The organism is Solwaraspora sp. WMMA2065, assembly GCF_030345075.1.
Lineage (GTDB): Bacteria > Actinomycetota > Actinomycetes > Mycobacteriales > Micromonosporaceae > Micromonospora_E.
In genome coordinates this window covers 1,282,966-1,309,498 of the sequence record NZ_CP128361.1, presented here as the reverse complement: position 1 = coordinate 1,309,498, position 26,533 = coordinate 1,282,966, and the positions used below count along the sequence as shown (strand labels likewise).

Below are 26,533 nucleotides of genomic sequence, written 5' to 3'. Positions count from 1 at the left end.
ACGACCGCAGCGGCCACCTCAAGCATAGAGCGACGAGACAACTACTTGAAGTGAGCAATCGACCTCACTTCCGGACCGCCACCGGCCCCGAAAACAGGAAACCTGCTCAGCTACGCATCGCCCGGCTCTACGGTGAGGAGACGAGAGCCATCACAGACCGTCATCCCCCGGGGCGGACCGACGCCAGGGAGGTGACGCCCGTGCTGGAGCGTCCGGCAGCCACTATCAGCTCGGTACGGCACCGCCGGATGGCCCACGCCCGGCACGCCTGGGCCTACGACGGCCACGCCCATCTCGAGGTCAGCACGGACGACCATGGTCGGGCGATCGCCGACGTGCAGCGGCTGGAGCAGGCTCTGCACGAGGTCGACGGGGTGCACTGGGCGGCCTGGAACGGCGCGCTGGGCCGGATGGTGATCCGGTTCGACCCGGAGGTGCTCGGCAACTCCCGGCTCGTCGCCGCGCTCGCCGACGCGGAGCGGCGCCTCGCCCCGCGAGCGACCGGCACCACCCACGTCGACGCCGGCCTCGGTAACGCCGTGTCACTGGCCGGTGATCTGATCGGCGCCGGTGTCGGAGCTGTAGGCAAGGTACTCCGGCTGCCCGCACTACCCAACGAACTCGCCGCACTGCCCGCCGCCTTCGAGCACGTGCCGCAGCTGCGTTCCTGGTTGCGCCGTACTCTCGGCCCGGTCGGCGCCGACCTCGGTCAGGCGTTGTTCAGCACCGCCGTGGCAGCGGCCTCACAACGCCCGCTGACCAGCCTCACCGACGCCGTACTGCGGGTCGCGCTGATCGCCGAGGATTCCGCCTACCACAAGGTGTGGGCCGCCCGGGCCCACGAACTGCATCCCGACCCGGACAGCAGTCGCGCACCGGCGCTGCCGGCGCCGGACCGCCCTCGACCGTTGCCGGACGGCCCGATCGAGCGGTACGCCCAACGGATGAGCACGCTGACCCTGGTCGCCGCCGGAATGCTCACCATGCTGCCGGGCGGCCGGCAGCGTGCCGCCCGAGTCACCGCGGTCGCGTCCCCGCGCAGCGCCCGGACCGGCCGCGACGCCTACTGCGGGGAGCTCGGCCGGATCCTCGCCCGGCGGGGCGTGGTGGTGCGGGAAGCCGCCGCGCTGCGCCGGCTGGACCGGGTCGACACGGTGATCGTCGACGCCTCGGTTCTACTCACCGGCCGCACCCTGGTCACCGCGGTGGTCCCGATCAGCGCAACAGAGGAGCAGGCCCGCCGGGTCGCGGCCCGACTGGTCGATCCCGCCACCGACCCGGGGGACGGCCGCGACCAGCCCCAGCCGCCCCCCGGCAGAGCAGACGCCGGCGAAGCCACCGACGGCTGGGCGTTGACTGCCCCGCACCGGCTCACCCATGCGTTGCCAGCCGACCTGCTGGACCGGCTCGGCAGCAGTGCTCCGCCGAACGGCGCCCGGGCCGGGACTCCTGGCGGCGACCTGCTGGTGCTCACCCACCACGGAGAGCCGATGGCCCTGGTACGCGCCGAGGCCGAGCTGGACCCGCTGGCGGAGGCGCTCACCACGGCAGCCCGCCGGGTAGGCCAGCTGCTCATCGCGGGCCGCAGCCGGGCCGGCCGCAGTCCGGCGACCGGCCCGACCGGCAGCATGCTCGCCAGCCGCTGCCAGGCGGCGGGGACGGTGGCCGGGGGATCGAAACTGGCCGCCTCCGTACGGACGTTGCAGCAGGCCGGTCACGGGGTCACCCTGATCGCCGCCCGTAACGACGTCGCCCTGGCCGCCGCAGACTGCGGAATCGGGGTGATCCGGGCCGCCGCCCGGCGCCCGCCCTGGGGTGCTCACCTGATCTGCGCGCCCGGGTTGGAGACCGCCTGGCTGGTACTGGAGGCGACGGCGTTGGCCCGTTCGGTGAGCACCGACAGCGCCCGGCGTGCCATGCTCGGCTCCGTCGCCGCCGCCGCGCTCGGCGTGCTCGACGGTAGCCCCCGTGGCGGCTCGCGGTCGTTGCTGATCGACAACGTGGCTGGCCTGGTCAACCTGGCGATCGGGCACCGGGCGGCCCGAGGGCTGCGTGGACGGCCGACACCCGCGCCGCGAAGCCGGGCGCCCTGGCACGCCATGCCGGTCGACGAGGTACTCACCCGGCTCGGCTCCTCGACCGAAGGGCTCAGCGACGTACAGGCCCGACAGCGACAGGCTGAACAGTCCGGTGGTCAATCCGACGACGGACCGGCCCGGGGCCTGTGGCAGGCCACCGCAGCCGAGTTGGACACCCCGCTGACCGGTCCACTGGCCGCCGGTGCCGGGGTGTCGGCGATGACCGGATCGACCGTCGACGCCGTCATGGTGCTCTCGGTGATCATGGCAAACGCGCTGCTCGCCGGTGCCCAGGAGATGGCGGCCGGGCGGGCGCTGCGCCGGCTGCTCAGTGCCGGGGCCCTGCGGGTACGGCTGCAGCGCGACGGGGAACAGCACGTCCGACCGGCGGAGGACCTGGTGGCCGGCGACCTCATCTGCCTGGAAGCCGGCGACTCGGTGCCCGCCGACTGCCGGCTGGTCACCGCGAACGGGCTGGAGATGGACGAGTCCAGCCTCACCGGTGAGTCGGTGCCGGTAGCGAAGACCGTCGACGGCACCGGAGCCGACGCGGTCGCCGACCGCACCAGCATGGTGTACGCGGGCAGTACCGTGGCCGCCGGCACGGCAACCGCCGTCGTGGTGGCGACCGGTCGATCGACCGAGGCTGGCAGCTCCGTCGACCAGGTGCAGGACGAGTCCCCCCGGGGCGGGGTGCAGGCCAGGCTGCGTCAGATCACCTCGGCGTCGGTACCGACCGCGCTCGCCGCCGCCGCGGCGACCCTCGGCAGCGGGCTGTTGCGGGGCCGGCTGGCCGAATCGGTCGGGTCCTCGGTGGCCCTCGCCGTCGCCGCCATCCCCGAAGGGCTGCCGTTCGTCGCCACCGCCGCCCAGCTCAGTGCGAGCAGACGGCTGTCCCGGCACAACGTGCTGATCCGGGATCCCCGGGCGATGGAGGCGCTCGGCCGGGTCGACGTGATCTGCTTCGACAAGACCGGCACCCTAACCCAGGGATCGATCCGGCTGCAGAGTGTCTGCGACGGCCGCCGAACCGAGCCGGTCGACGCGCTGGGCTCCGACCTGCGACGGATTCTGTCGGCGGCGCTGCGGGCCACCCCGGTTCCGGACGGCGATCAGAAACTGCCTCACCCGACCGACCAGGCGGTGGTCGACGGCGGGTACTCGGCCGGGGTGGGCATCCGCGAAGGCGCCGAAGGCTGGGAACCCCTCGCCGAGCTGCCGTTCGAGCCGGGCCGGGGCTTCCACGCGGTGCTCGGTACCTGCCCGGGTGGTGCCGTCATCAGCGTCAAGGGCGCCCCGGAGACGGTGCTGCCGCGGTGCGCGACCTGGCGCCGCACCGACGGGGTGGTGCCGCTGGACGACGCCGGCCGCCGCGAGATCGACCTGGCCATCGACGGGCTGGCCCGCAACGGTTTGCGGGTACTCGCCGTCGCCGGTCGGGTCGCGTCCGGTCGCCGGGACCTCGACGACGACCGGATCGACCGGTTGGAGCTGCACGGGTTGCTCGGCCTGGCCGACCCGCCACGCGACACCGCCGCCGACGCCGTCCGGCGGCTGCGCCGCGCCGGGATCACCGTGGTGATGCTGACCGGTGACCATCCGAGCACCGCCGAGTCCATCGGCTCGCAACTCGGCCTGCTCGACGGCAGCGCGGTAGTCACCGGGGCGGACCTCGACGCCGCCGGACCGGACCAGCTGCCCGAACTGGTGTCCCGGACAGCGGTCTTCGCCCGGGTCAGTCCGGCCCACAAGGTCGCCGTGGTCCGGGCGCTGCGCCAGGCGGGCCGGGTCGTCGCGGTGACCGGTGACGGCGCCAACGACGCACCGGCGATCCAACTCGCCGACGTCGGAATCGCCCTCGGCGATCACGGCACCAGCGCCGCCCGCCAGGCGGCGGACATGATCGTGGTCGACGGCCGGATCGAGAGCATCGCCGAGGGTGTGGCCGAAGGGCGGGCGATGTGGGTGTCGGTGCGTGAGGCCCTCGCCCTGCTGCTCGGCGGCAACCTGGGGGAGATCCTCTTCTCGGTCGGCAGCTCGCTCATCGCCGGCCAGCAGGCACTCAACCCCCGGCAGATCCTGTTCGTCAACCTGATGACCGACCTGCTGCCGGCGATCGCCGTGGCGTCCCGCCCACCACGGGGAATCAGCGCCGACGAACTCGCCCGCGAGGGACCGGAGTCGTCGCTCGGCGCCAGTCTCAACCAGCAGGTCGCCCGGCGGGCGGCGGCGACCGCGCTGGCCACCACCGGAGGTTGGCTGACCGCCCGGTTCACCGGCACCCCCGCCCGTGCCGGCAGCGTGGCGCTCGCCGCGCTGGTGGCCGCCCAGTTGGCGCAGACCGCGGTCGCCGCGAAGGGTGATCCGACGGTACTGGCGGCCGCCGGGGTGTCGCTCGGGGCGTTGTTCGGGGTGGTGCAGACGCCGGTGGTCAGTCAGTTCTTCGGCTGCCGTCCACTGGGACCGGTCGGCTGGTCGATCGTCGGCGGTTCGGCGGTCGCCGCGGCAGGGCTCGGGCTGCTGCCGCTGGAACGGATCGAACGGCTCCGCCGGACCCGCCTGGGCCGGTTGACAACGGATGTCGCTCACCGGGGCGCCGGTCACCGGGTACGCCGGGCCGTCCGCCCGGTGCGCCGGCTGCGGCCTACCGGCACCGACGCCCCGGTCCCGGTCTGACACCCGGAGTCGGCGGCCTACGCCGCCGCGCTGATCTGGCGTTCGAAGCGCTGCCGTAAACCGTCCGCCCGTTGCGGGTCGGTGAAACCCTTGAACGCCTGATCGACGAACTCCGCCGGGATCATCGCCTCGACCTGGGTCCGAAAGTCCTGGTCGAGCTGGGCGACGGTCAACTCAGGCGGATCGGTGAGCCGGGCCACGATCGGGCCGGCGTTCATCCGGGACAGCAGGTACGGCGTGCCCGGCGTACCTGTCGCGCACAGGTAGTAGCCGTAGGCCGTGCCCACGTCGTCGGATCGGACGGTGGCCGGGTCCAGCCGCCAGACCTCCGCAGTGCACAGCATCCGTTCGTCCGGGTTGACCTCGTGGCCGTGCGCGGCGTGCTCGTCCGCAGTGGACTGCTCGATGGTGGTCGCGATCCGCAGCGCGGCGTCGTCGCGCAGTTGCGCCTCGGTCAGCACCGGCGCGGTCGCCGCGGTCGAGTAGTGCAAGCCACCCGCGAGCAGTATCAGCACCAGCAGCTCCGGTACCAGCCACCACGCCGCGACGCGTCGGCGCGACACCCGAGGCAGATTGACATATTTCAACACCACAGCAGTGTCTCAGCAGCCGGTCGGGAAGGGAAGCCGCCGACGTGCCGGTTTGCGAAGCGGGACGGCCGGCGGCTGCGGTCAGTGGCCGCCCTTGCCCTCGCCGAACCGCAACGCCAGCGCCGGACACATGTTGACCGCCTTGCGGGCACCCGGTTCCAACCACACCGGAACCGGGGACGGCGGGAAGGCCGGATAGCCGTTCGCGTCGAGACGGATGAACTCCGGAACCACGTGTGCGCACAGGCCGTGCCCGTCGCACCGGGTCCAGTCCACACTCAGCCGCTTGGTGCCGCCGGACGGCGCGTCAGCCGGCAACGGGAGGACACCCTTGACCGGCTTGCCGCAGCCGTCGCCCTGGGCGTGGGCGGCCAGGTCCTCGGTGAACACCTCCAGCGCCGAGATGGCGAACCGGGACGTACCGTCCGGATGGCTGCAGGCACCCCGGCCCTTCACCACACTCGCCGCAGCCCGGACCATGTCGACCGCCGCGCTGCCGATGACCAGGGAGTCGACGGTGCGGGCCAGGTCCGGCAGGCCGAGCCGACAGGGCCCGCACTGCCCGGCCGACTCACCGGCGAGATAGTGCACCACCCGGGCGACCTCGCCCATCGGACAGGTGCTGTCGCCGAGCGGGATCGTGATGCCGGCGCCAATCGTGCCACCGACCTTGGTGAAACCTTTCCGGGACACGTCGACCACGGACACCGCCTCAGGGGTGATCCACTTGCCGTGGAAGCCACCGATCAGCAGCCCCGGTCCGACCGGTGCCTCGCACAGTTCCAGAATGTCCCGCAGCGGGGTCCCGGTGGGGCACTCCACCACGGCCGGACGGGCGGCGGACCCGCCGATGGTCAGCAGCACCGTCCCCGGTTCGTCGGCCAGGCCGACCGCGCCGTACTCGTAGGGGCCGAGCCGGGCGGCGATGGCGAGCTGGGAGTACGTCTCCGCGTTGGACAGCAGCGTCGGCAGGCCGGACACCCCGGAGTCACTGGCCCGGACCTTGACGCCGGGTGGGATGTGCGGGAGACCGTTGATGCCCCGGACCAGCGCCCCGCCCTCGCCGGAGATGAACCGGTGCGGGACGGTGACGATGCTGGCCGGCACCGGCATCCGGCGTTCGGCCAGCGCCGCCGACAGCGACGCGCCGCCGACGCCGTCGTCGGCGACACCGATGACGATCTCGTCGGCCTCCAGCGCGTACGCCGCCAACGCGGCGCCGTCCAGGATCAGGTGCGGGGCTCGGGTGAGCAGCACCTTGTCCTTCCAGCTGGCTGGCTCCCCCTCGGTGGCGTTGACCACGACGACAACCGGTTTGTCCTGCTTGTCGGCTGACTCGACGACCGCCTTGACCTTGCGGTGGAACGGAAACCCGGCGCCGCCCCGTCCCCGCAGGTCGATCGCTTCGGCCAAGCGCATCAGGTCGTCGACCGACAGTGGTCCGACCCCGCCGTGCACCTGTTCGTGCGCCCGCAGATCGAGCCGACCGAACTCCTCGAACCCGGCGGTCAACCGGGGCGGGCCGACGGTGGCGACCGGCGGGACCGATGCCGTGCTCAATTCGCCTCTCCTCGAAGCTGCGTCCAGTACTCGTCGTCGGAATCCTCCGCGTCCCGACGTCGCCGGGACCGCCGGCTGCCCGCGGACTCCGCCGCAGCCGCCCGCTGGGCCCGCCGGGAGGCCAGATCGACCAGCGTCGGGGTGTCGTCGGCCGGCAGGTAGTCATCCAGCTCCCGGTCCACCGGTGCCGGATCGGGGTCGGCCCGGTAGCGCGACGCCCGACCGCGGGCCGGCTCGGCGGAGACCGGACGGTCGTCGAACCGGCCGCGCGGGCCGGCCCCGGAAACCGGACGGTCGTCGGCGAACCGGCTACGGGCACCGGTGCCCGAGACCGGACGGTCATCAGCGTAGCGGCCCCGGGAGCCGATGGTCTCCGCCACCGAACGCCGTGACTCGCGAGGCTCGTAACCACCGTCGTCGGCGACCTGGCGCCGCCGGCCGCCGGCCGGCTCGGCGTAGCGCCGCTGGTCCGGCTCCTCGGTGTAGCGCCGGCGTGCGCCGGTGTCGTCCTCGGCGTACCGGCCCCGGCCGGTGTCGTCCTCGGCGTACCGGCCCCGGCCAGTCTCCTCCTCGGCGTAGCGACCGCGGCCGGAGTCGGACCGGCGGTACTCCCGGGAGTCCTCGGTCGCGGCCGGACGCGACCGCGGTGCGGGTCGTCCCACCTCGGGTACCCGGTACCGGTCGGCGGACCGGGTGGACGTGCCGCGCCCGGCACCGGCCGGCGCCCATGAATCGATCATGTCCACACCACTGTCGCCGAACGACCCGAAGCGGGCGGTCGCCGGTTCCAGGCTGATCCCGTCGTCCCGGCTGCCCCGGCGGCGCGACGATCCGGATCCGGACCGGGAGTCGTCGGCCATCCTGCCGACCGGCTTCATCGAGGTGCCGGTGGCCTGCGACACGAACGGCTTCTTCTTGCCCACGCCGGTGGCGAACCGGACCAGTAGAGCGATCACCACCAGCACGACGCAGATCACGTAGCTGAGCGTCACCCAGGTCGCCGGAGGTCGGCCGGTGCCGAGTCCGTGCGTGATCCCGATCGGCCATGCGACGTAGGCGCCGCTGTGCAGCGCTCGCCACAGCCACGGCGGGCCCACACCGACCCACCGGGCCCGCGCCAGACCGGTCCACATAATGGCGAACATGAGGTACGCCGCGAGGGTGCCCATACCCACGTAGATCGCCTGACCGCCGCCGAGGAACGGGATGAACGCCCCGACAGCGGAGACCGCACCGGTGGTGATCTGCGTGATGACGTGCAGCACCAGGAAGGTGATCGCCATGATCCCGGTGGTGCGGTGCGCCGACTGCAGCAGCACCCGGTGCCGGGGCAGCAGCACGATCCGGTCGGTCGCCAGCAGACCGACCATCACCGTGATGCTGAGCGCGACCAGGGCGAAGACGCCACCGAAGAAATCCAGGAAGAAGAACGCGTAGACGTACCCGACCCGGCCTGCCGACGTGAGCATCGCCAGGGCCCAGAAGGCCGCCAGCACCGACGCCGAGAGAATCAGGACCGAAAGGCGGGACGGCTGTCGCCCGCCGGAGAGTTCTGCCCTGGGGCCGGCGGGTCGCTGGTTCTGGTTCGTCCGCGCCATCTGCTCCTCGATCTCCACTCGGTGCCATCCACACACCCGCACCGGCCGGACCGATCCGCCCGGTCCACCGCGAGTGCCCTGCCCTTGGCTTGGCGCCGGAGAAACCGTACCGCTTCCCGGTCGTTTCGCCCGCTCCAGTGCCGTCCCTCAGCATCTACGTAGTTGAGGCGTCGACGGATGAACGGCACGCGGATTTGATTGTCAGGTCACCAGGCTGCCGGAATCATCCCGCTACCTACCACTCAATCCACGTGCAAAAACGTACCTGACGACACACAAAGTCACCGTATGATCACAATAGATTCTAAGCCGAAATTAAGATGCCCCTCCGGCGACCGCGAGGAGGGCGGCGCCGGAGGGGCGGGTTCCCGGGTGAGCGGCGGGAACCTGTCTGTGTCGGCCGGAGTCAGTCCTCCCGCAGCTCACAGGTGGCGAGCTGGTCCAGACCGGCCGGGTGCTGCCCCTGCCGACCGATCGAGATCGCGATCCGCTCGATCGCCGCCGCCCGCTTACTCGCCAACGGACCAAGAATCGCGTTGTCCACGAAGTTGGGACCACCCTGACCCTGACTGCTCACCAACCGCGCGTTGGCCTCGGCAAGCTGCGTCTCCAGCGCCTGCAGATTCCGGTCCACCTCGGCCTGCGCCGCCGCCGGCACCGCCGGCAACCGGTCCACCACGCTCGGACAGACGATCACCCCGACATCGTTGGCGGCAGAGGTGTCCGCCGCCGCGAGACCGAGACCGGCCCCCATGATCACAGCCGCCAAGCCGACCGTGCCGGCCACCTTCCACCGCCGGGAGTTCAACGGCGAGGGACCGACCGGGTGGTCGACCCTCCGCCGGGGAGAACGCGAGTACATGGGACTGACAACCTAACCCTTCTGGGGACAGTTGCCGGTAGCCGCGCCGCTCGATCGACGGCATCCCGGTGGGCCGCACGGCCCGTGTCCGGCGACGCCCCGAGCGTGGGGCCGCCAGACACTGTCGGAGGATGTTCGGTGAGGCGTCGGCGGTCTCCGCCGGTGTCTCGACCATGCATACGGCGGTCCGACGGGGACGGTTCAACCGGGTCTACAGATCGTTAGACCGACGGGCACCGCGTCGACGGGGCGGGGTCGACAGCACCGGGACGGGCACCCACCGGGCCGCCGCCGATGGCCGATTTCGAAGGTGGGGCGACGCAGCCGACTCTTGCGGGAGACCGACGTTAAGGCGCGCCGCCCCGCCGAGACACACTACTCGCGCACCCTGCGAGAACGATTGCTGGACGCGCTGTAGCGGACTAGCAATTGCTTGGTTCGACGGCCAGCACGGCACCCCATTGCTGAGCCACGACTCAACGCAGCCGATTCGGCACCGACCGCACCGGGACCGGCCGGCCAGCCCCACACGGGCGCGTCGGGACCGCCGCCCGGCGCCCACGGTGCCAGAATACGACGGGTGACGACATCTGCTTCCGGGCCGAAGGTCAGCGACGCGCTGCGCGACTTCTGGCGCGAACGGCACCTGTGCACGCTGACCACGCTGCGCCCGGACGCAAGCCCGCACGTGGTTCCGGTGGGAGTGACCTTCGACCCGGACGGCGGCGTCGCCCGGGTGATCACCTCCGGCCGGTCCCGCAAGGCCGCACACGTGCGGGCCGCCGGCGTGACCGGGGCCCGGGTGGCCGTCTGCCAGGTCGACGGGAAGCGATGGTCGACGCTGGAAGGCCTGGCCCGGCTGCACGACGATCCGCCAACGGTCCGGGATGCGGAGCAGCGCTACGCCCTGCGGTACCGGGTACCACGCCCCAACCCGGATCGGGTGGTGCTCGTCATCACGGTCACCCGTCGGCTCGGCAACGTCTGATCCGGGCGGCGTCACGCGGATCACCACCGGCGGGGTGGCCATGTCGAGCGACGCGGCGAACCGTTACCGTCGGACGATGCCCCCCAGATCCGGACCGGCTGTGGTCACCGTCATCGGTATCGGCGCCGATGGATGGGACGGGCTGTCCGGCGCCGGCCGGTCGGCGCTGCGCGCCGCGACCGCGCTGTTGGGCAGCCGCCGGCAGATCGAGCTGATCCCACCGCCCGAGCGGCCGGCGACCACCGGCACCTGGCCCACCCCGCTGCTCGCCCACCTGCCCCGACTGCTCGACGAACACCGCGGGCAGCACCTCGCTGTGCTGGCCAGTGGCGACCCGATGCACTACGGCATCGGCGGCACCCTGGTCCGGCTGCTCGGCCCCGAGCGGGTACGGGCGGTGCCTCACCCGTCGGTGGTCTCGTTGGCCTGCGCCCGGCTCGGCTGGCCGGTCGAAGAGGTCGACGTGGTCAGCGCCGTCGGCCGCCCGGTACAGCTGCTGCACCCCCTGGTCCACCCCGGGCGCCGGCTGCTGGTGCTCAGCGCCGGCACGGCCACCCCGGGTGAGGTAGCCGACCTGCTCACCGCACGGGGCTACGGACCCAGCCCGCTGACCCTGCTGGAACAACTCGGCGGCGCCCGGGAACGGCTGCGGACGGCAACCGCCCAGGACTGGGGCGGCCTCGACGTCGACCCGCTCAACGTCGTCGCGGTGCAGTGCCGGGCCGAGCCGGACACCCCGCCGCTGCCCCGGATACCGGGGCTGCCCGACGACGTCTACCAGCACGACGGCCAGCTGACCAAACGGGAGATCCGGGCGGTCACCCTGGCCCGGCTGGGTCCCCTGCCCGGGCAGCTGCTCTGGGACATCGGGGCCGGATCGGGCAGCATCGCCATCGAGTGGTCCCGCGCCCACCCGCAGTGCCGGGCCATCGCCGTAGAGCACGACCCGCGGCGGGCTCAACGGATCGCGGCGAACGCGGAGACGCTCGGCGTACCGGGCATCACGGTGGTCGCCGCGGCGGCCCCGCAGGCACTGGTCGGCCTGGACCCCCCGGACGCGATCTTCGTCGGCGGCGGGGTCACCACCACCGGGCTGCTGGACGCCGCCTGGTCGGCGCTGCGGCCCGGCGGCCGGCTGGTGGCCAACGCGGTGACCATGGAGTCCGAGGTGCTCCTCGCCGACTGGTATGCCCGCCACGGCGGCGACCTGACCCGGATCGCGATCAGTCGGGCAGCGCCGGTCGGCGGCTTCACCGGCTGGCGGCCGGCCATGCCGGTCACCCAGTGGGTGGTGCACCGCCGGTGACCGTCCACTTCGTCGGGGCCGGCCCCGGTGCCGCCGACCTGATCACCATCCGTGGCCGCGAGGTCATCGCGAGCAGCCCGGTCTGCCTGTACGCCGGCAGTCTGGTCCCGACCGAGCTGCTCGCCCACTGCCCGCCCGGGGCCCGGCTGGTCGACACCGCCCGGCTGACCCTGGACGAGATCGTCGCAGAGATGGTCGACGCGCACGCCGCCGGGCACGACGTCGCCCGGCTGCACTCCGGCGACCCCTCGCTGTTCAGCGCCGTCGCCGAGCAGATCCGTCGGTTGGACGCCGCCGGGGTGCCGTACCAGATCGTGCCCGGCGTGCCCGCCTTCGCCGCCGCAGCCGCCGCGCTCGGGCGGGAGTTGACCGTCCCCGAGGTCGGACAGACGGTGATCCTGACCCGGGTATCGGACCGGTCGACCCCGATGCCCCCCGGTGAGGAGCTGGCCGCCCTCGGTGCCAGCCGGACCACCTTGGTGCTGCACCTGGCGGTGCAACGGATCGACGCCGTCGTCGCCGACCTGGTACCGCACTATGGCGCGGACTGTCCGGTGGCGGTGGTGGCCCGGGCCAGCCGGCCCGATGAGGTGGCGCTGCGGGGCACGCTGGCCGACATCGCCGACCAGGTGCACGCCGCCGGCGTACGGCGTACCGCAGTGATCATCGTCGGCGCGGTGCTCGGCGCGGAAAATTTCCCCGACAGCCATCTGTACAGCGCCGACCGGTGCCGGCATTGACAATCCTCCCCGCCTGAAGAAGGCCGGAGTATCCACGAAAGACATCCCAGGAGCTTGAATGTCAAGCAGCAGCCTTGCTGAGGTGATGCGACCACGCGGTCGCCTCGTCGTAGACGGTGCCGGTCTTCAGGCATCCGTGCAGGATGCCGACGAGCCGGTTGGCGAGTTGGCGCAGCGCGGCGTTGTAGCTGGCGCCGCGGGCACGTCGCCGGTCGTAGTAGGCGCGGGCACCCGGCGAGGCCTTCAACGCGGAGAACGCCTGGGTCATCAGGGCGTCGATGAGCCGGTCGTTGTGGACGAACCGGGCCGCGACGGTCCTCTTCTTCCCGGACGCGCGGGTGATCGGGCTGGTCGCGGCGTAGTTCTTCCGGGCCTTCGCGGTGGCGTAGCGGTCGTGGTCGTCACCGAACTCGGCGAGCACCCGGGCGCCGAGGACGGCACCCAGTCCGGGCTGGGACAGGATGATCTCAGCGTCCGGGTGCCGGCCAAAATGGTCCTCCACCTGCCCTTGCAGGGCCTTGACCTGCTCGTTGAGAGTGACCAGCAGGGCGACCAGGGCGCGCACCGACGCGGCGTAGGCGGTGGTGACCACGGCCGGCTGGCCGAGGTGCTCGGCACGCAGCACCGCCTGGATCGACGCGGCCTTGGCCGCGACGTCACGGCGCCGGGCCCGTTTGAGAGCGGCGCTGATCTGGCTGATACTCAGCCGGGCGGCGCTGGCCGGATCAGGGGCCTTCGCGAGGAGTTGCAGGGTGTCAGCGGCGTCGAGGTCCTCGAACGCCTCCAACGCCGCAGGGAAGTACTCCCGCAGCGCGTGCCGCAGCCGCTGCACAGCACGGGTGCGTTCCCAGATCAGCGTCTTGTGCATCCGGGTGACGACCTTGACCGCCTCGGCGTCCGCCGAGTCTCCGGCCATCGGGCTCAGTTGGTGCGAGTCGGTGCGCACCATGTCGGCCAGCATGTGCGCGTCGGCGGCGTCGCTCTTGGCCCGGGACACCGCCAGACGTTCCCGGTAGCGGGCCGCCTGCAACGGGTTGACCGGGTACACCGTGTACCCGGCGGCGACCAGCGCCTGCACCCACGGGCCCCGATCGGTCTCGATACCGATCTTCACCTGAGCAGCAGCAGCGTCGGCGTCGATGTCGTCGCCGAGCGCCGTGCCGATCATCGCGTGGAGCCTGGTGATGCCGGCGATGCCCTCGGGCAGCCTCGCCTTGGCCAGCCTGCGGCCGGAGGCGTCCATGAGCTCGACGTCGTGGTGGTCCTCCGCCCAGTCATCTCCTATGAACAGCAACGTCTCTCCCGCCTATTGAGTCGATCACCGCTGGTAGCCAGGAGGAGAACCATCAGCGACCTAATGAAGCAGTGCTCACGCCGCGACCGGGCGGGCACGACATCCCATCAGCGATCAACTCTCCACACCGACCAGCCGGGGCACGATCTTTCGTCAGGACTCGACGTCCAGGAACCCGGAGTGCTCACCGGCTGGCGGCTACCTACCCACCAGGAGTTTGCCGGATGGCTCACTCCCAGAACTCATTAGGAATCCGATGACCGGTGACCGCACCGGCCCCAGCCCGGACGGCGGACCACGGGTGCTCATTCTCGGCGGCACCGCCCAGGCTCGTCAGCTCGCCGCCGCGTTGGCGGCCGACCCGGCGGCGCGGGTGGTCACCTCGCTTGCCGGCCGGGTGGCCCGGCCCCGGCTGCCGCACGGCGAGACCCGCGTCGGTGGTTTCGGCGGACCGGACGGGCTGGCTAGCTGGCTGCGGGACGAGCGCATCGGCGCGGTGGTCGACGCCACCCACCCGTTCGCCACCCGGATCTCCGCCTCGGCGGTGCGGGCCTGCGCGCTGGCCGGTACGCCGCTGCTGGTGCTGCGCCGGCCCGGCTGGGTCGCCGGTGCGGGCGACGTCTGGCACCGGGTGCCGGACCTGGGCGCGGCCGCCGCCGCCCTGCCCCGGTTGGGCACCCGGGCGATGCTCACCACCGGTCGGCAGAGTCTGGCCGCTTTCGCGCCGCTGGCCGGGATCTTCTTCCTGATCCGTACGGTGGACCCACCGCAGCCGCCGCTGCCCGCCGACCGGGTGCTGCTGCTCGACCGCGGCCCGTACACCGTGGACGGCGAGCGGGCGCTGATGCGCGCGCACGCCATCGACGTGCTGGTGACCAAGGACAGCGGCGGCGACGAGACGTCCGCCAAACTGGTCGCCGCGCGCGAGCTCGGACTCCCGGTGCTGATGGTCGACCGGGCCGCCGCGCCACCCGTGCCGACGGTCAACGACGTCGGCGCCGCCCTTACCTGGCTGATCGGGCTGGGCGCGGCGGCGGGCGCTCAGCCCGGGTAGCGCCGTGGGGTGAACACCACCGGCGGCCCGGCGCCGTCGTGGCTGACCTGGGTCGCCGACGAGCCGACGATCAGCAGGGTCCGCATGTCGACCATGGCCGGATCCAGGTCGGCCAACGCCACCACGTCGACGCGTTCACCCGGACCGCCGACGTCGCGGCCCACCACCACCGGGGTGTGTGCCGACCGGTGCTCCAGCAGCAGGTCCCGGGCCCTGGCCAGCTGCCAGGTCCGGCTGCGCGACGCCGGGTTGTAGATCGCGATCACCAGGTCGGCGCGGGCGGCGGCGCGCAGCCGCCGTTCGATCACCGGCCAGGGCTTGAGCCGGTCCGACAGGGACAGCACGCAGTAGTCGTGCCCGAGTGGTGCCCCCACCCGGCTGGCCACCGCCTGGGCGGCGGTCACCCCGGGCAGCACCCGGACCGGCACGTCCTTCCAGCGGGGCTCGGCGGCGACCTCCAGCACCGCCGTGGCCATCGCGAACACCCCGGGATCACCGGAGGAGACCACCGCGACCCGGGCTCCGTCGGCCGCCAACCGCAGCGCGTGGGCGGCGCGCTGCGCCTCGACCTGGTTGTCCGACGGGTGCCGGCGTTGCCGGGGGTTGGCCGGCACCCGGTCCAGGTACGGTCCGTAGCCGACCAGGTCGTCGGCGGCCGCGAGGGCGGCCTGCGCCTGCGGGGTGATCCAGTCCCGGCCGGCCGGGCCGAGGCCGACCACCACCACCTCTCCCCCGCCGGACCGAGCAGGGTCGGCGGCGCTCGCCGCGACAGTGCCACCGCGACGGCTGGCCAGTAACGCCAGAGAGAAGTACGGCGCGGTCGCCGGGTCGACGTCGGCCAGCGGCGCGACGCGTTGCCCGACGGTGCTGGCCCGCTCGACGTACCAGGCGTCGTCGAGGCGGCCGGCGACGGTCAACGCGTCGCGGACGGCCGGGAAGGTCCGACCCAGCTTGAGTACGGCGGCGGCGTCGGTGTCGGCCAACCGTCGGGTCAGCTCCGCACCGGACAGGGTGCCGGGCAGGACGGTCAGCACCTCGTCGGCCTCGACCAGCGGCCGGCCGAGTGCGGCGGCTGCCCCGCTCATCGAGGTGACCCCGGGCACCACCTCGGTCGGGTAGCGGTGCGCCAACCGCTTGTGCAGGTGCATGTAGGAGCCGTAGAACAGCGGATCGCCCTCGGCGAGCACGACCACGGTCCGACCGGCGTCGAGGTGGGCGGCCAGCCGTCGCGCGCAGTCGGCGTAGAACTCGTCCATTGCCGCCCGGTAGCCGCCGGGGTGGGTGCTGCGTTCGGTGGTCACCGGGTAGACCAGCGCCTCCTCGATCTGTCCGGCGCGCAGGTACGGCTCAGCGATGGACCGGGCGACGCTGCGGCCGTGCCGGGCACTGTGGTGCACGATCACATCGGCGGCGGTGATCAGCCGGGCCGCCTTCACGGTGACCAGTTCCGGGTCACCGGGGCCGAGGCCGACGCCGTACAGCCGACCCGGGCCGCCGCGACGCGCGTTCATCTGCCCACCTGTCCCTCGTCGTCGCTGGCGATCGCGTTGAGTGCGGCGGCGGCCATCGCGCTGCCGCCGCGTCGTCCCCGGACCGCCAGGTGTTCCAGTCCGCCATGGTCGATCAAAGCCTGCTTGGACTCGGCGGCGCCGATGAAGCCGACCGGTACGCCGAGCACCGCCGCCGGCCGGCCGGCACCGACGTCGACCAGCTCCAACAGTCGGAACAACGCGGTCGGTGCGTTGCCGACGGCGACCACCGCGCCGTCGAGGCGGTCGCCCCACAGTTCGACGGCCGCAGCGCTGCGGGTGGTGCCCAGCCGATCGGCCAGCTCAGGCACCCGGGGATCGGACAGGGTGCACAGCACCGGGTTGGCGGCCGGCAGCCGGCGTCGGGTGACCCCGGCGGCCACCATCGTGGCGTCGCAGAGGATCGGCGCGCCGGCGCGCAGCGCGGCCCGGGCCGCCACCACCACCTGCGGCGAGAAGACCAGGTCGTCGACCAGGTCGACCATCCCGCAGGCGTGGATCATCCGGACGGCGACCCGGGCCTGTTCGGCGGTGAGCCGGCTCAGGTCGGCCTCGGCGCGGATGGTGGCGAACGACTGCCGGTAGATCTCGGCCCCGTCGCGGACGTGGTCCATCACGGCTCCTCGCGTGCGGTGCGGACGGCGGCGGCCAGCGCCGCCCCTGGTAGGACGTGGACGGTGGGGCGGCCGGGCGCGCTCACCTGGTAGCCGTCGCCGGTGGCGAGGACCCGCAGCGCCGGTCCCGCTGGGGTGCCGCAGCCGCGCTCACAGCCGATCCAGTGCACCGGCAAGTGCGCCCCACTGGCCGCGGCCGGCCGGCCGGCGTGCGTCGCCGCCGCGTCGGCCCGTACGTCGGCCCGCGACCGGGCACAGCCGGGACGGCCCGCGCAGGCGGTGACGCCGAGCCACGGCGACCCGGGGTCGGTGTCGAGACCCGCACGGTGCAGCCGGCGCGCCCAGCCGGGTGCGTCGGTGAGCCGAGGCAGCACCACGGTCCGCCACGGGGTGATCCGCGCCTGCGGTGCGGCGGCGGCGAGCAGGTCGGCCTGCGCGGCGGTGAGCTGACCCAGCGGTACGGCGAGCACGAGTGCCTGGTCGCCGTCGGGGCGGCGCAGCACGCCCACCGGCGGTACGCCGGACCGTCGCGGTGCGGTCGGCGGGTCGGCCGCGACCCGGTGGACGCCCGGCGTGGTGGCGAGCGCCGCGACGAACCGTGCCAGTTCGGCGGCGGCGAGGTCGCCGATGCGCCAGATGGTGCCGGCCACGGCACGTTCGTCGGCGAGGAAGATCCGGGCGGCGGCGACCGCCACCCGGACCGCGTCGGTCGGCGTGGTCCGTAGGCCGTGGTCGACCCCGGCGAGCCGGATACCGACCCGGCCGTCCGACCCGGGCAGCAGGCCCACGTCGGGGCGCGCCGCGACGGTGGCGCCCCGACCGTCGTCGACGGCGAACAGGAACCGGCCGGAGAGGCGGGTCAGCTGTGGCTGTGCGCAGATCGCCGCGTCGAGGGCGCGGACCTGCGCCGCGACGTCCCACCGAGGCACACTGTCCACACCGGCCAGTGGGGAGCCGAGGATGTTGCGGGCCCGGTCGTGTCCGGGTGCGGGCAGCAGCCCGGCCGCGCTCAGCCGGCCGGCGAGCACCCCGGCGGCGTCGGCGGCCACCCCCCGCAGTTGTACGTTGGCCCGGCTGGTCAGCTCCAGGTGTCCGTCACCGAGGTCACGGGCGGCGGCGGCCAGTACGGTCAGCTGGCCGGCGGCTAGCAGCCCACCGGGGCAGCGGACCCGGGCGAGGTGCCCGTCGGCGGCCGGATGCAGCGCCAGCGTGCCGGGGCAGGCATCGGGGCCGCCCCGGACGGGCGGCAGCGGCGAGGCGGACACGCGGCGGATACTACGGGCTGCCACGGGAGGCGACGCCCTCGCGGCGAATAGATCACACCTTGACGAAACGTCCCCGGGTCGTGACAGTGGTCGGTAGCCAACTGCGGCGGCAAGTGGAGGAAGCCGGTGTGATTCCGGCGCGGTCCCGCCACTGTCACCGGGGAGCGGACCCCACCGACGGCCACGGCCCCGATCCACGGGGCGGGAAGGCCGGGGCGAGCCTCGATCCGGGAGCCAGGAGACTCCGGTCGCCGCGACCGACGACCCGGGGCGCGGACCCCGAGGGAGGACCAGGCGTCCGATGATGCTACTTCTGTCCACTTCAGATACTGATCTGCTGAGTGGACGGGCCAGCGGTGCCGACTGGCGCCTGGCGAACCCGGCCCGGCTGTCGGTCGACGACCTCACGCCCCTGCTTGCCGACGTCGACCTCGTGGTGGTCCGGCTGCTCGGCGGCCGCCGGGCCTGGCCGGACGGACTGGACGCGCTGCTGACCGACGGACGCCCAGTGGTGGTACTCAGCGGCGAACAGGCACCCGACGCCGCCCTGATGGAGCTGTCCACCGTACCGGCCGGGGTGGCCGCCGAGGCCCACGCCTATCTGGCCCACGGCGGCCCGGCCAATCTGGCCGAACTGCACCGATTCCTGTCCGACACGGTGCTGCTCACCGGGCACGGCTTCGCCGCGCCGCGGCCGGCCCCGGAGTGGGGCGTACTGGAACGCCCGAACGTGCCGACCGGACCGGGCCAGCCGACCGTGGCGGTGCTCTACTACCGGGCCCACCACCTGGCCGGCAACACCGGCTTCGTGCACGCCCTGTGCGACGCGGTCGACGCCGCCGGCGGTCGGGCGCTGCCGGTCTACTGCGCCTCGCTGCGCTCGCCCGACCCGCAGCTGCTGGCCACCCTGCGCCAGGCCGACGCCCTGGTGGTGACGGTGCTGGCCGCTGGCGGAACCCGGCCGGCGACCGCCTCCGCCGGGGGCGACGACGACGCCTGGGACGTCGGCGCGCTCGCCGAACTGGACGTGCCGATCCTGCAGGGACTCTGCCTGACCAGCTCCCGCCAGACCTGGGCGGCCACCGACGACGGGTTGTCCCCGTTGGACGCCGCCACCCAGGTGGCCATCCCCGAGTTCGACGGCCGGCTGATCACCGTGCCGTTCTCGTTCAAGGAGATCGACGCCGACGGGCTGTCGGTCTACGTCGCCGACCCGCAGCGGGCCGCCCGGGTGGCCGGGATCGCCGTCCGCCACGGCGCGCTGCGGCACATCGCGGCGGGCGACAAACGGATCGCGGTGCTGCTGTCGGCGTACCCGACCAAGCACGCCCGGATCGGCAACGCGGTCGGGCTCGACACCCCCGCCAGTGTGCTGGCGCTGCTGTCGACGTTGCGCGACGCCGGCTACGACGTGGGGCCGCCCGACGGCCCCGACGCGCTGCCGGGGCTGGCCGACGGCGACGGCGACGCGTTGATGCACGCGCTGATCGCCGCCGGCGGGCAGGACCCGGACTGGCTCACCGAGGAGCAGCTGGCCGGCAACCCGGTGCGCATCCCGGCCGCCGACTACCGTCGCTGGTACGCCGAGTTCCCGACCGAGCTACGGGAACAGGTCGAACGGCACTGGGGTCCGCCGCCGGGCGAGCTGTACGTCGACCGGTCCCGGGATCCGGACGGCGAGATCGTGCTGGCCGCGCTGCGTACCGGCAACATCGTGCTGCTGGTGCAGCCGCCGCGCGGCTTCGGGGCCAACCCGGTGGCCATCTACCACGACCCGGACCTGCCGCCGAGTCACCACTACCTGGCCGCGTACCGGTGGCTGGAGCACAGCTTCGGCGCGCACGCCGTGGTGCACGTCGGCAAGCACGGCAACCTGGAGTGGCTACCGGGCAAGACGGTCGGACTCAGCGCCGACTGCGGGCCGGACGCCGCCCTCGGCGACCTGCCGCTGATCTACCCGTTCCTGGTCAACGACCCCGGCGAGGGCACCCAGGCCAAACGCCGGGCACACGCCACCCTGATCGACCACCTGGTGCCGCCGATGGCCCGGGCGGACAGTTACGGCGACATCGCCCGGCTGGAGCAGCTGCTCGACGAGCACGCGAACATCGCCACACTGGACCCGGCCAAACTGCCGGCGATCCGGGCGCAGATCTGGACGCTGATCCAGGCCGCCCGGCTCGACCACGACCTCGGTCTGAACGACCGGCCGCACGACGCCGAGTTCGACGACTTCCTGCTGCACGTCGACGGCTGGCTCTGCGAGATCAAGGACGTGCAGATCCGTGACGGGCTGCACGTGCTCGGGTCGGCGCCGGTCGGCGCGGCCCGGGTCGACCTGGTGCTGGCGATGCTGCGGGCCCGGCAGATGTGGGCCGGGCAGGTGGCCGCGCTGCCCGGCCTGCGGGAGGCGCTGGGCCTGGACGAGTCCGGCACCGACCGTGACGACACCGACGCGGCCGAGGCGACCGCCCGGGAGCTGGTCGCGGCGATGGAGGAGCACGGCTGGCGGTCGGACGCCGTCGCCGAGGTCGCCAAGCGCGTGCTCGGCGCCGACGGACGGGCCGCGCTGGTCACCCGGATTCTGGACTTCGCGGCGACCGAGGTGGTCCCCCGGCTGGCCCGCACCACCGACGAGCTGGCCCACGTCGCGCACGCGCTGGCCGGCGGGTACGTGCCGGCCGGGCCGAGCGGGTCGCCGTTGCGTGGATTGATCAACGTGCTACCGACCGGGCGCAACTTCTACTCGGTGGACCCGAAGGCGGTGCCGAGCCGGCTGGCCTGGGAGACCGGGCAGGCGATGGCGGAGTCGCTGCTGGCCCGCTACCGGGCCGACGCCGGCGACTGGCCTCGCTCGGTGGGACTGTCGGTGTGGGGCACGTCTGCGATGCGGACCGCCGGTGACGACATCGCCGAAGTGCTGGCGCTGCTCGGCGTCCGGCCGGTGTGGGACGAGGCGTCGCGGCGGGTGACCGGCGTCACGGTGGTCCCGGCCGAGGAGCTGGGCCGGCCGCGCATCGACGTGACGGTGCGGATCTCGGGCTTCTTCCGCGACGCGTTCCCGCATGTGGTGGCCATGTTGGACGACGCGGTCCGACTGGTCGCGGCCCTCGACGAGCCCGACGAGGTGAACTTCGTCGCCGCGCACGCCCGCGCCGACCTGGCCGCCCACGGCGACACCCGGCGGGCCACCATGCGGATCTTCGGCTCCAAGCCGGGCACCTACGGTGCCGGGCTGCTGCAGCTGATCGACAGCCGCAACTGGCGCGACGACGCCGACCTGGCCGAGGTGTACGCGGTGTGGGGCGGCTACGCCTACGGCCGGGACCTCGACGGCGCGCCGGCCCGCGACCAGATGGAGTCGGCGTACCGGCGGATCGCGGTGGCGGCGAAGAACATCGACACCCGCGAACACGACATCGCCGACTCCGACGACTACTTCCAGTACCACGGCGGGATGATCGCCACCGTCCGGGCGCTGACCGGGTCGGCCCCGGCTGCCTACGTCGGCGACAGCACCCGGCCGGAGGCGGTGCGCACCCGCGCCCTGCACGAGGAGACCGCTCGCATCTTCCGGGCCCGGGTGGTGAACCCGCGCTGGCTGGCGGCGATGCGCCGGCACGGCTACAAGGGGGCGTTCGAGCTGGCCGCCACCGTCGACTACCTGTTCGGCTACGACGCCACCGCCGGGGTGGTGGCCGACTGGATGTACGACAAACTGGCCGAGACGTACGTGCTCGACGAGGTCAATCAGCGGTTCCTGACCGAGTCGAACCCGTGGGCGTTGCACGGCATCACCGAGCGGCTGCTGGAGGCGGCCGACCGCAAACTGTGGGAGTACCCCGACCCGGCGGTGCTGGACGGGCTGCGGGAGGTGTTCCTGCGGACCGAGGGCGACCTGGAGGACCGCGCCGGGTGACCGCGCATCCCGGCGGCGGACCGGCGGCATCCCGCGTAGGGTCGAGGCATGAGTGCGGCGGCGTCGGGAAGCATCCGGTACGACGGGACCACGGTCGCCGGTGCGCAGCCGGAGAGCGTCCTGCTACCCGGCCACGATGTACCGTTGGGCCGCTACACGACGGTCCGGCGGCTGCTGCCGCAGCGACCCCGGCGCATGGTCGGTGCCTGGTGTTTCGTGGACCACTTCGGGCCGGACGACGTGGCCGGGCGGCCCGGCATGCAGATTCCGCCGCACCCGCACACCGGGCTGCAGACGGTGACCTGGCTGGTCGACGGGGAGATCCTGCACCGGGACAGCCTGGGCAGTATGCAGTCGATCGTGCCGGGGCAGCTCAACCTGATGACCGCCGGACACGGGATCGCCCACTCGGAGCAGTCGCCGCCGGCCCATCCGCCGGTGATGCACGGGCTGCAGCTGTGGGTGGCGTTGCCGGAGTCGGCCAGGCACGGGGAGCCGCGGTTCGAGCACCACGCCGCGCTGCCGCGGGTCGGTGCCGGCGACGCGGGGATCACCGTGGTGGTCGGCGAGTACGCCGGCGTCCGGTCCCCGGCCCGGATGGCCAGCCCGATCGTCGGAGCACAGATCGACATCGGCAGCCCCGCGCCCGTCGAGCTGACGCTGCGCGACGATTTCGAGTACGCCCTGCTGGCGATGTCCGGCACGGCCCGGGTCGACGGGGTGGAGCTGGCCCAGGGTGGGCTGCTCTATCTGGGTGAGGGTCGGTCGGCGTCGACAGTGACCGCCGCCGACGGTGATGCCCGGCTGTTCCTGCTCGGCGGTGAGCCGTTCGAGGAGCCGCTCGTCATGTGGTGGAATTTCGTCGCCCGCAGCCACGAGGAGCTGGTGGCGGCCCGCGACGACTGGGCGGCCGGCCACCGGTTCGGCACGGTGACCGGTTGTGTGGACGCCCCGCTACCGGCACCGGAGATGCCGATCACCCGGATCAAGGCCCGCGACCGGCACGGTCGCACCGTCGGCTGACCGTCGCACGGCGACTCACGGGCGTCGACGTATCGAAATTCTTCGTTCACAATCTTTACTGTTAACTGTCTTTACGCTAACTTCGTCGGCAACGGCCGGCCGCCCCCACCGCCACCCACGACGTGCGGAGCGCCCCCATGCAACGACGACTTCTCCTGCCCCTGCTCGCCACCGGCACCATCCTCGGCACCCTGCTGGTCGCCACGCCGGCCAGCGCCCACGGCTACGTCTCCTACCCGCCCAGCCGACAGGCGATGTGCGCGCAGGGCCGGGTCGCCAGCTGCGGCCCGATCGTGTGGGAGCCGCAGAGCGTCGAAGGCCCCAAGGGGCAGCGCACCTGCCACGGCGGGGTGAGCCGGTTCGCCATTCTCGACGACGACAGCGTCAACTGGCCGGCCACCACGGTCGGCGGGGCGGCCACCTTCACCTGGACGCTGACCGCCCGGCATGCCACCAGCACCTGGGAGTACTTCGTCGGCAGCACCCGGATCGCCGTGTTCGACGACGGCGGCCGGCAGCCCAACGCCACCGTGTCGCACACCGTGCACCTCGGTGGCCGCACCGGCCGGCACAAAGTGCTGGCGATCTGGAATGTCGCCGACACCACGAACGCCTTCTACTCCTGCGTGGACGTCCAGATCGGTGGAGGTCCGGGCCCGTCGCCGACCCCACCCCCGCCGTCACCCACTCCGACGCCACCGCCGCCGACCACCGCGCCCCCGACGCCAACGCCCACCGCGTCACCCGGTCAGCCCGGTGGCACCTGGGCCGCCGGCACTGCGTACCAGGTCGGTGCCGTCGTCAGCTACGCCGGCGTCGACTACCGGTGCCGGCAGGCACACACCGCCCTCGTCGGCTGGGAACCGCCGAACGTGCCGGCACTGTGGCAACGGCTCTGACCGGTCGGTGCATGATGTACACATGTCGCAACCGCTCGGTCGACCGTTCTGGCGGTTCTGGAGCGCCGCCACCCTCGCCAACAACGGTGACGGGATCCGCCTCGCCGCCCTCCCGCTGCTGGCCCTGTCGCTGACCGGGGACCCGCTCGGGCTGGCCGTCGTCGCCACCGCGCAGACCCTGCCGTGGCTCGTCGCCGGGCTGGCCGCCGGCACGCTTGCCGACCGGGTCGCGCCGCGTACGCTGCTCGCCGCCGCCGACACGGTACGCGCCCTGCTGCTGGTGGCCCTGGTGGCGACGGTGGCCACCGGCACCGCCACCATCGCCCTCGTCGCCGGGGTCGGGCTGGCCGCCCCGTTCGGCTTCGCCGGGCTGGTCGCCGTCGTCGCGACTGCCGGCTGGTGGCTGGCCACCCGGGGCGACGTGCCGTCAGCCCGGCCGGCCTGACCCGGCTTCTCGGCGCCTGATGCCACTCCAGTGCGGGGTGCGACACGGGCGTGTCAGATCATTGCTTGTCTGACTCATCTGACAAAACCACCATCTCGCTCATGAGCACTCCGTCGACGGCGATACCGAAGCGTCAGTTCCGGGGCCTGTGGCTGGCCACGGTCGCCAACCTGGACTGGCCGAGCCGGCCCGGACTGGCGCCGGACGCCCAGCAGGCGGAGCTGCGCGACTGGCTCGTCCTGGCCCGGCGGCTACGGTGCAACGCCGTCGTGGTGCAGATACGTCCAAGCGCCGACGCGCTCTGGCCGTCGCCGTACGAGCCGTGGTCGGCGGTGCTTACCGGGCAGCAGGGTAGGCACCCCGGCTACGACCCGCTGGGCGTGCTCGTCGCCGAGGCGCACGCCCGCAACCTGGAACTGCACGCCTGGTGCAACCCGTACCGGGTCGCCAACCACGCCGACCCGACGCGGCTGGTCGCCGACCACCCGGCCCGCCGCCACCCGGAATGGGTCATCACGTACGCCGGCCGGCTCTACTTCGACCCGGGCCAGCCGGCGGTGCGGTCCTTCGTCCAGGACGCGATGATCGACGCGGTCGCCCGCTACGACATCGACGCGCTGCACTGGGACGACTACTTCTACCCGTACCCGGTCGACGGACAGACCTTCGCCGACCAGGCCAGCTTCGCCGCGTACGGGGCCGGCTTCGACAGCCTCGCCGCGTGGCGCCGGCACAACGTCGACCTGCTCGTCGCGCAGACGAGCGACCGGCTGCGGGCGGTCAAGCCGTGGGTGCGCTTCGGTATCAGCCCGTTCGGCATCTGGCGCAACGCCGCCACCGACCCGCTCGGTTCGCGGACGAACGGGTTGCAGTCCTACGACGCGATCCACGCCGACAGCCGCCGCTGGGTGCGGGAACAGTGGATCGACTACATCGCGCCGCAGCTGTACTGGCACCTCGGCCACCCGGCCGCCGACTACGCCGAGCTGGTCCGCTGGTGGTCGGCGACGGTCTCGGGTACCAGTGTGGAGTTGCTCGTCGGGCAGTCGACCTACCGGGTCGGCGTCGCCGGGCAGGACCCGGCCTGGCAGGACCCGGCCGAGCTGAGCCGGCACCTGACGCTGCACCACAGCTACCCGCAGGTCCACGGCGACCTGCAGTTCAGCGGCAAGGACGTGCGCGCCGACCGGCTCGGCGGGGTCAGCCGGCTGGTCGCCGACCACTACGCCCGGCCCGCGCTGGTGCCGGTCGCGGCCGGGCGCGGCGGCGTACCGGCCCCGGGCAGCACACCGCCGCCGCCGGCGATCACCGCCGCGACCCGCACCCCGACCGGGGTAAGGCTGGGCTGGCTCGCCGCCACCGGCGCCGCCGTCCCGACGGCGTACGCGCTCTACCGCTGCCCCGGCACCGACGCGGCCGACCCGACCGCGTTCGACGACGCCCGCCACCTGCTGGCGACGGTACGGTCCACCGGCACTGGTGGCTCCTTCACCGACGCGACGGCGGCGCCCGGATCGGCGTACACCTATCTGGTCACCGCACTGGACCGCCAGCACCGGGAGAGCCCGGCGGGGCCGGCGCGGGTGCTGGCCGCCGGCAGCGACGCGTTCAGTGTGATCGTCGACAACCGCACGCCGCACGGGTTCACCGCCAGCGCCGCCTGGGGCACGTCGAGCTGGTCGGCCGGACGGTACGGCACCGACTACCGGTTCACCAGCCCGCAGCCGGTCAGCGACCCGGCCTGGTTCACCGTCACCGTGCCGGCGGCCGGCAGCTACCGGGTCGACGTGTGGCATCCGGCGGCGTCGGGCTACCACCCGGCCGCGCCGCACCTGGTGCAGACCACCACCGGGCTGGTCAGCCGGCCGGTGGATCAACGCACCGGCGGCGGCCGGTGGCGGGAGCTGGGTGTCTTCGCGCTGGCGGCGGGGCGGCGGCCGGTGGTCGGGGTGAGCCGGTGGGCACCGGCCGGCGGCCACATCGTCGCCGACGCGGTACGCCTGACCCGGGTCGGCTGACACGGGGTCCTACACTGCCCGCCGTAGCATGGCAGGCATCCACGAGGCCCACGGTCTCGTGGCGCAGATGAGTGT

General features: G+C 73.2%; 17 protein-coding genes, 1 pseudogene and 1 riboswitch. Of the genes and pseudogenes, 10 read left to right on the top strand and 8 right to left on the bottom strand.

Annotated elements, in window-relative coordinates:
* The first annotated feature begins 200 nt into the window (after positions 1-200).
* Entirely contained in the window at positions 201-4,754 is a 4,554-nt protein-coding gene (locus O7610_RS06050; protein ID WP_289212790.1) for an HAD-IC family P-type ATPase, read from the top strand.
* Positions 4,755-4,771: 17 nt separating this feature from the next.
* Here O7610_RS06050 and O7610_RS06045 read toward each other — a convergent pair whose 3' ends face one another.
* The 4 genes from O7610_RS06045 to O7610_RS06030 all read right to left on the bottom strand — a co-directional run bounded on the left by O7610_RS06045 (position 4,772) and on the right by O7610_RS06030 (position 9,364).
* Positions 4,772-5,317 (bottom strand): hypothetical protein, encoded by a 546-nt coding sequence (locus O7610_RS06045; RefSeq protein WP_281554749.1) that lies wholly within the window; start codon positions 5,315-5,317, stop codon positions 4,772-4,774.
* Positions 5,318-5,425: 108 nt separating this feature from the next.
* Positions 5,426-6,904 carry an NADH-quinone oxidoreductase subunit NuoF family protein gene (locus O7610_RS06040; protein WP_281554748.1) on the bottom strand — a complete coding sequence of 493 codons (1,479 nt, stop codon included), beginning with the start codon at positions 6,902-6,904 and terminating at the stop codon, positions 5,426-5,428.
* Positions 6,901-8,520 (bottom strand): hypothetical protein, encoded by a 1,620-nt coding sequence (locus O7610_RS06035; RefSeq protein WP_289212789.1) that lies wholly within the window; start codon positions 8,518-8,520, stop codon positions 6,901-6,903. The genes O7610_RS06040 and O7610_RS06035 overlap by 4 nt, the downstream gene beginning before the upstream one ends.
* A 388-nt stretch (positions 8,521-8,908) precedes the next feature.
* The gene (locus tag O7610_RS06030) at positions 8,909-9,364 is read right to left on the bottom strand and encodes a hypothetical protein (RefSeq protein WP_281554746.1); all 456 of its coding nucleotides are present in this window, start codon (positions 9,362-9,364) and stop codon (positions 8,909-8,911) included.
* 580 nt (positions 9,365-9,944) lie between these two features.
* On the opposite strand from O7610_RS06030, the gene O7610_RS06025 reads away from it, so the two are divergent.
* The 3 genes from O7610_RS06025 (at position 9,945) to cobM (ending at position 12,398) form a co-directional block, all read left to right on the top strand.
* Positions 9,945-10,352, top strand: a complete 408-nt coding sequence (locus O7610_RS06025) for a pyridoxamine 5'-phosphate oxidase family protein (protein WP_281554745.1) — start codon at positions 9,945-9,947, stop codon at positions 10,350-10,352.
* Positions 10,353-10,428: 76 nt separating this feature from the next.
* The gene (gene cbiE / locus O7610_RS06020) at positions 10,429-11,658 is read left to right on the top strand and encodes a precorrin-6y C5,15-methyltransferase (decarboxylating) subunit CbiE (protein ID WP_281554744.1); all 1,230 of its coding nucleotides are present in this window, start codon (positions 10,429-10,431) and stop codon (positions 11,656-11,658) included.
* On the top strand, positions 11,655-12,398 hold the full coding sequence (gene cobM, locus O7610_RS06015; RefSeq protein WP_281554743.1) for a precorrin-4 C(11)-methyltransferase: 744 nt from the start codon (positions 11,655-11,657) through the stop codon (positions 12,396-12,398). The genes cbiE and cobM overlap by 4 nt, the downstream gene beginning before the upstream one ends.
* A 61-nt stretch (positions 12,399-12,459) precedes the next feature.
* On the opposite strand, the gene O7610_RS06010 is transcribed toward cobM, so the two are convergent.
* On the bottom strand, positions 12,460-13,692 hold the full coding sequence (locus O7610_RS06010) for an IS110 family RNA-guided transposase (RefSeq protein ID WP_289212788.1): 1,233 nt from the start codon (positions 13,690-13,692) through the stop codon (positions 12,460-12,462).
* 256 nt (positions 13,693-13,948) lie between these two features.
* Here O7610_RS06010 and O7610_RS06005 point away from each other — a divergent pair, with 256 nt between their 5' ends.
* Positions 13,949-14,746: a cobalt-precorrin-6A reductase gene (locus tag O7610_RS06005; RefSeq protein WP_281554742.1), complete on the top strand. Its 798-nt coding sequence runs from the start codon at positions 13,949-13,951 to the stop codon at positions 14,744-14,746.
* Here the strand turns inward: O7610_RS06005 and O7610_RS06000 are convergent.
* The 3 genes from O7610_RS06000 to O7610_RS05990 are packed head-to-tail and all read right to left on the bottom strand — an operon-like array spanning position 14,734 to position 18,154.
* Positions 14,734-16,257, bottom strand: a complete 1,524-nt coding sequence (locus O7610_RS06000) for a precorrin-2 C(20)-methyltransferase (protein ID WP_289212787.1) — start codon at positions 16,255-16,257, stop codon at positions 14,734-14,736. The genes O7610_RS06005 and O7610_RS06000 overlap by 13 nt on opposite strands.
* A complete protein-coding gene (locus O7610_RS05995) occupies positions 16,254-16,889 on the bottom strand; it encodes a precorrin-8X methylmutase (protein WP_289212786.1) in 636 nt (211 codons plus the stop codon). The genes O7610_RS06000 and O7610_RS05995 overlap by 4 nt, the downstream gene beginning before the upstream one ends.
* Positions 16,889-18,154, bottom strand: a complete 1,266-nt coding sequence (locus O7610_RS05990; protein WP_289212785.1) for a ferredoxin-like domain-containing protein — start codon at positions 18,152-18,154, stop codon at positions 16,889-16,891. The genes O7610_RS05995 and O7610_RS05990 overlap by 1 nt, the downstream gene beginning before the upstream one ends.
* Positions 18,155-18,271: 117 nt before the next feature.
* Positions 18,272-18,398, top strand: a riboswitch (cobalamin riboswitch).
* Between the two features lie 57 nt (positions 18,399-18,455).
* Between O7610_RS05990 and cobN the strand changes: the two genes are divergently transcribed.
* From cobN to O7610_RS05965, 5 genes and pseudogenes are all read left to right on the top strand, one after another.
* Positions 18,456-22,073 (top strand): cobaltochelatase subunit CobN, encoded by a 3,618-nt coding sequence (gene cobN / locus O7610_RS05985; RefSeq protein ID WP_289212784.1) that lies wholly within the window; start codon positions 18,456-18,458, stop codon positions 22,071-22,073.
* Positions 22,074-22,121: 48 nt separating this feature from the next.
* Positions 22,122-23,096, top strand: coding sequence for a pirin family protein (locus O7610_RS05980; protein WP_289212783.1), 975 nt, complete (start codon positions 22,122-22,124; stop codon positions 23,094-23,096).
* A gap of 137 nt (positions 23,097-23,233) precedes the next feature.
* Positions 23,234-23,995 (top strand): lytic polysaccharide monooxygenase, encoded by a 762-nt coding sequence (locus O7610_RS05975; RefSeq protein ID WP_289212782.1) that lies wholly within the window; start codon positions 23,234-23,236, stop codon positions 23,993-23,995.
* A gap of 22 nt (positions 23,996-24,017) precedes the next feature.
* Positions 24,018-24,326, top strand: a pseudogene (locus O7610_RS05970) (MFS transporter); the annotation flags it as partial.
* A 215-nt stretch (positions 24,327-24,541) separates the two neighbouring features.
* The gene (locus tag O7610_RS05965) at positions 24,542-26,458 is read left to right on the top strand and encodes a family 10 glycosylhydrolase (protein ID WP_289212780.1); all 1,917 of its coding nucleotides are present in this window, start codon (positions 24,542-24,544) and stop codon (positions 26,456-26,458) included.
* The last annotated feature ends 75 nt before the right edge of the window (positions 26,459-26,533 follow it).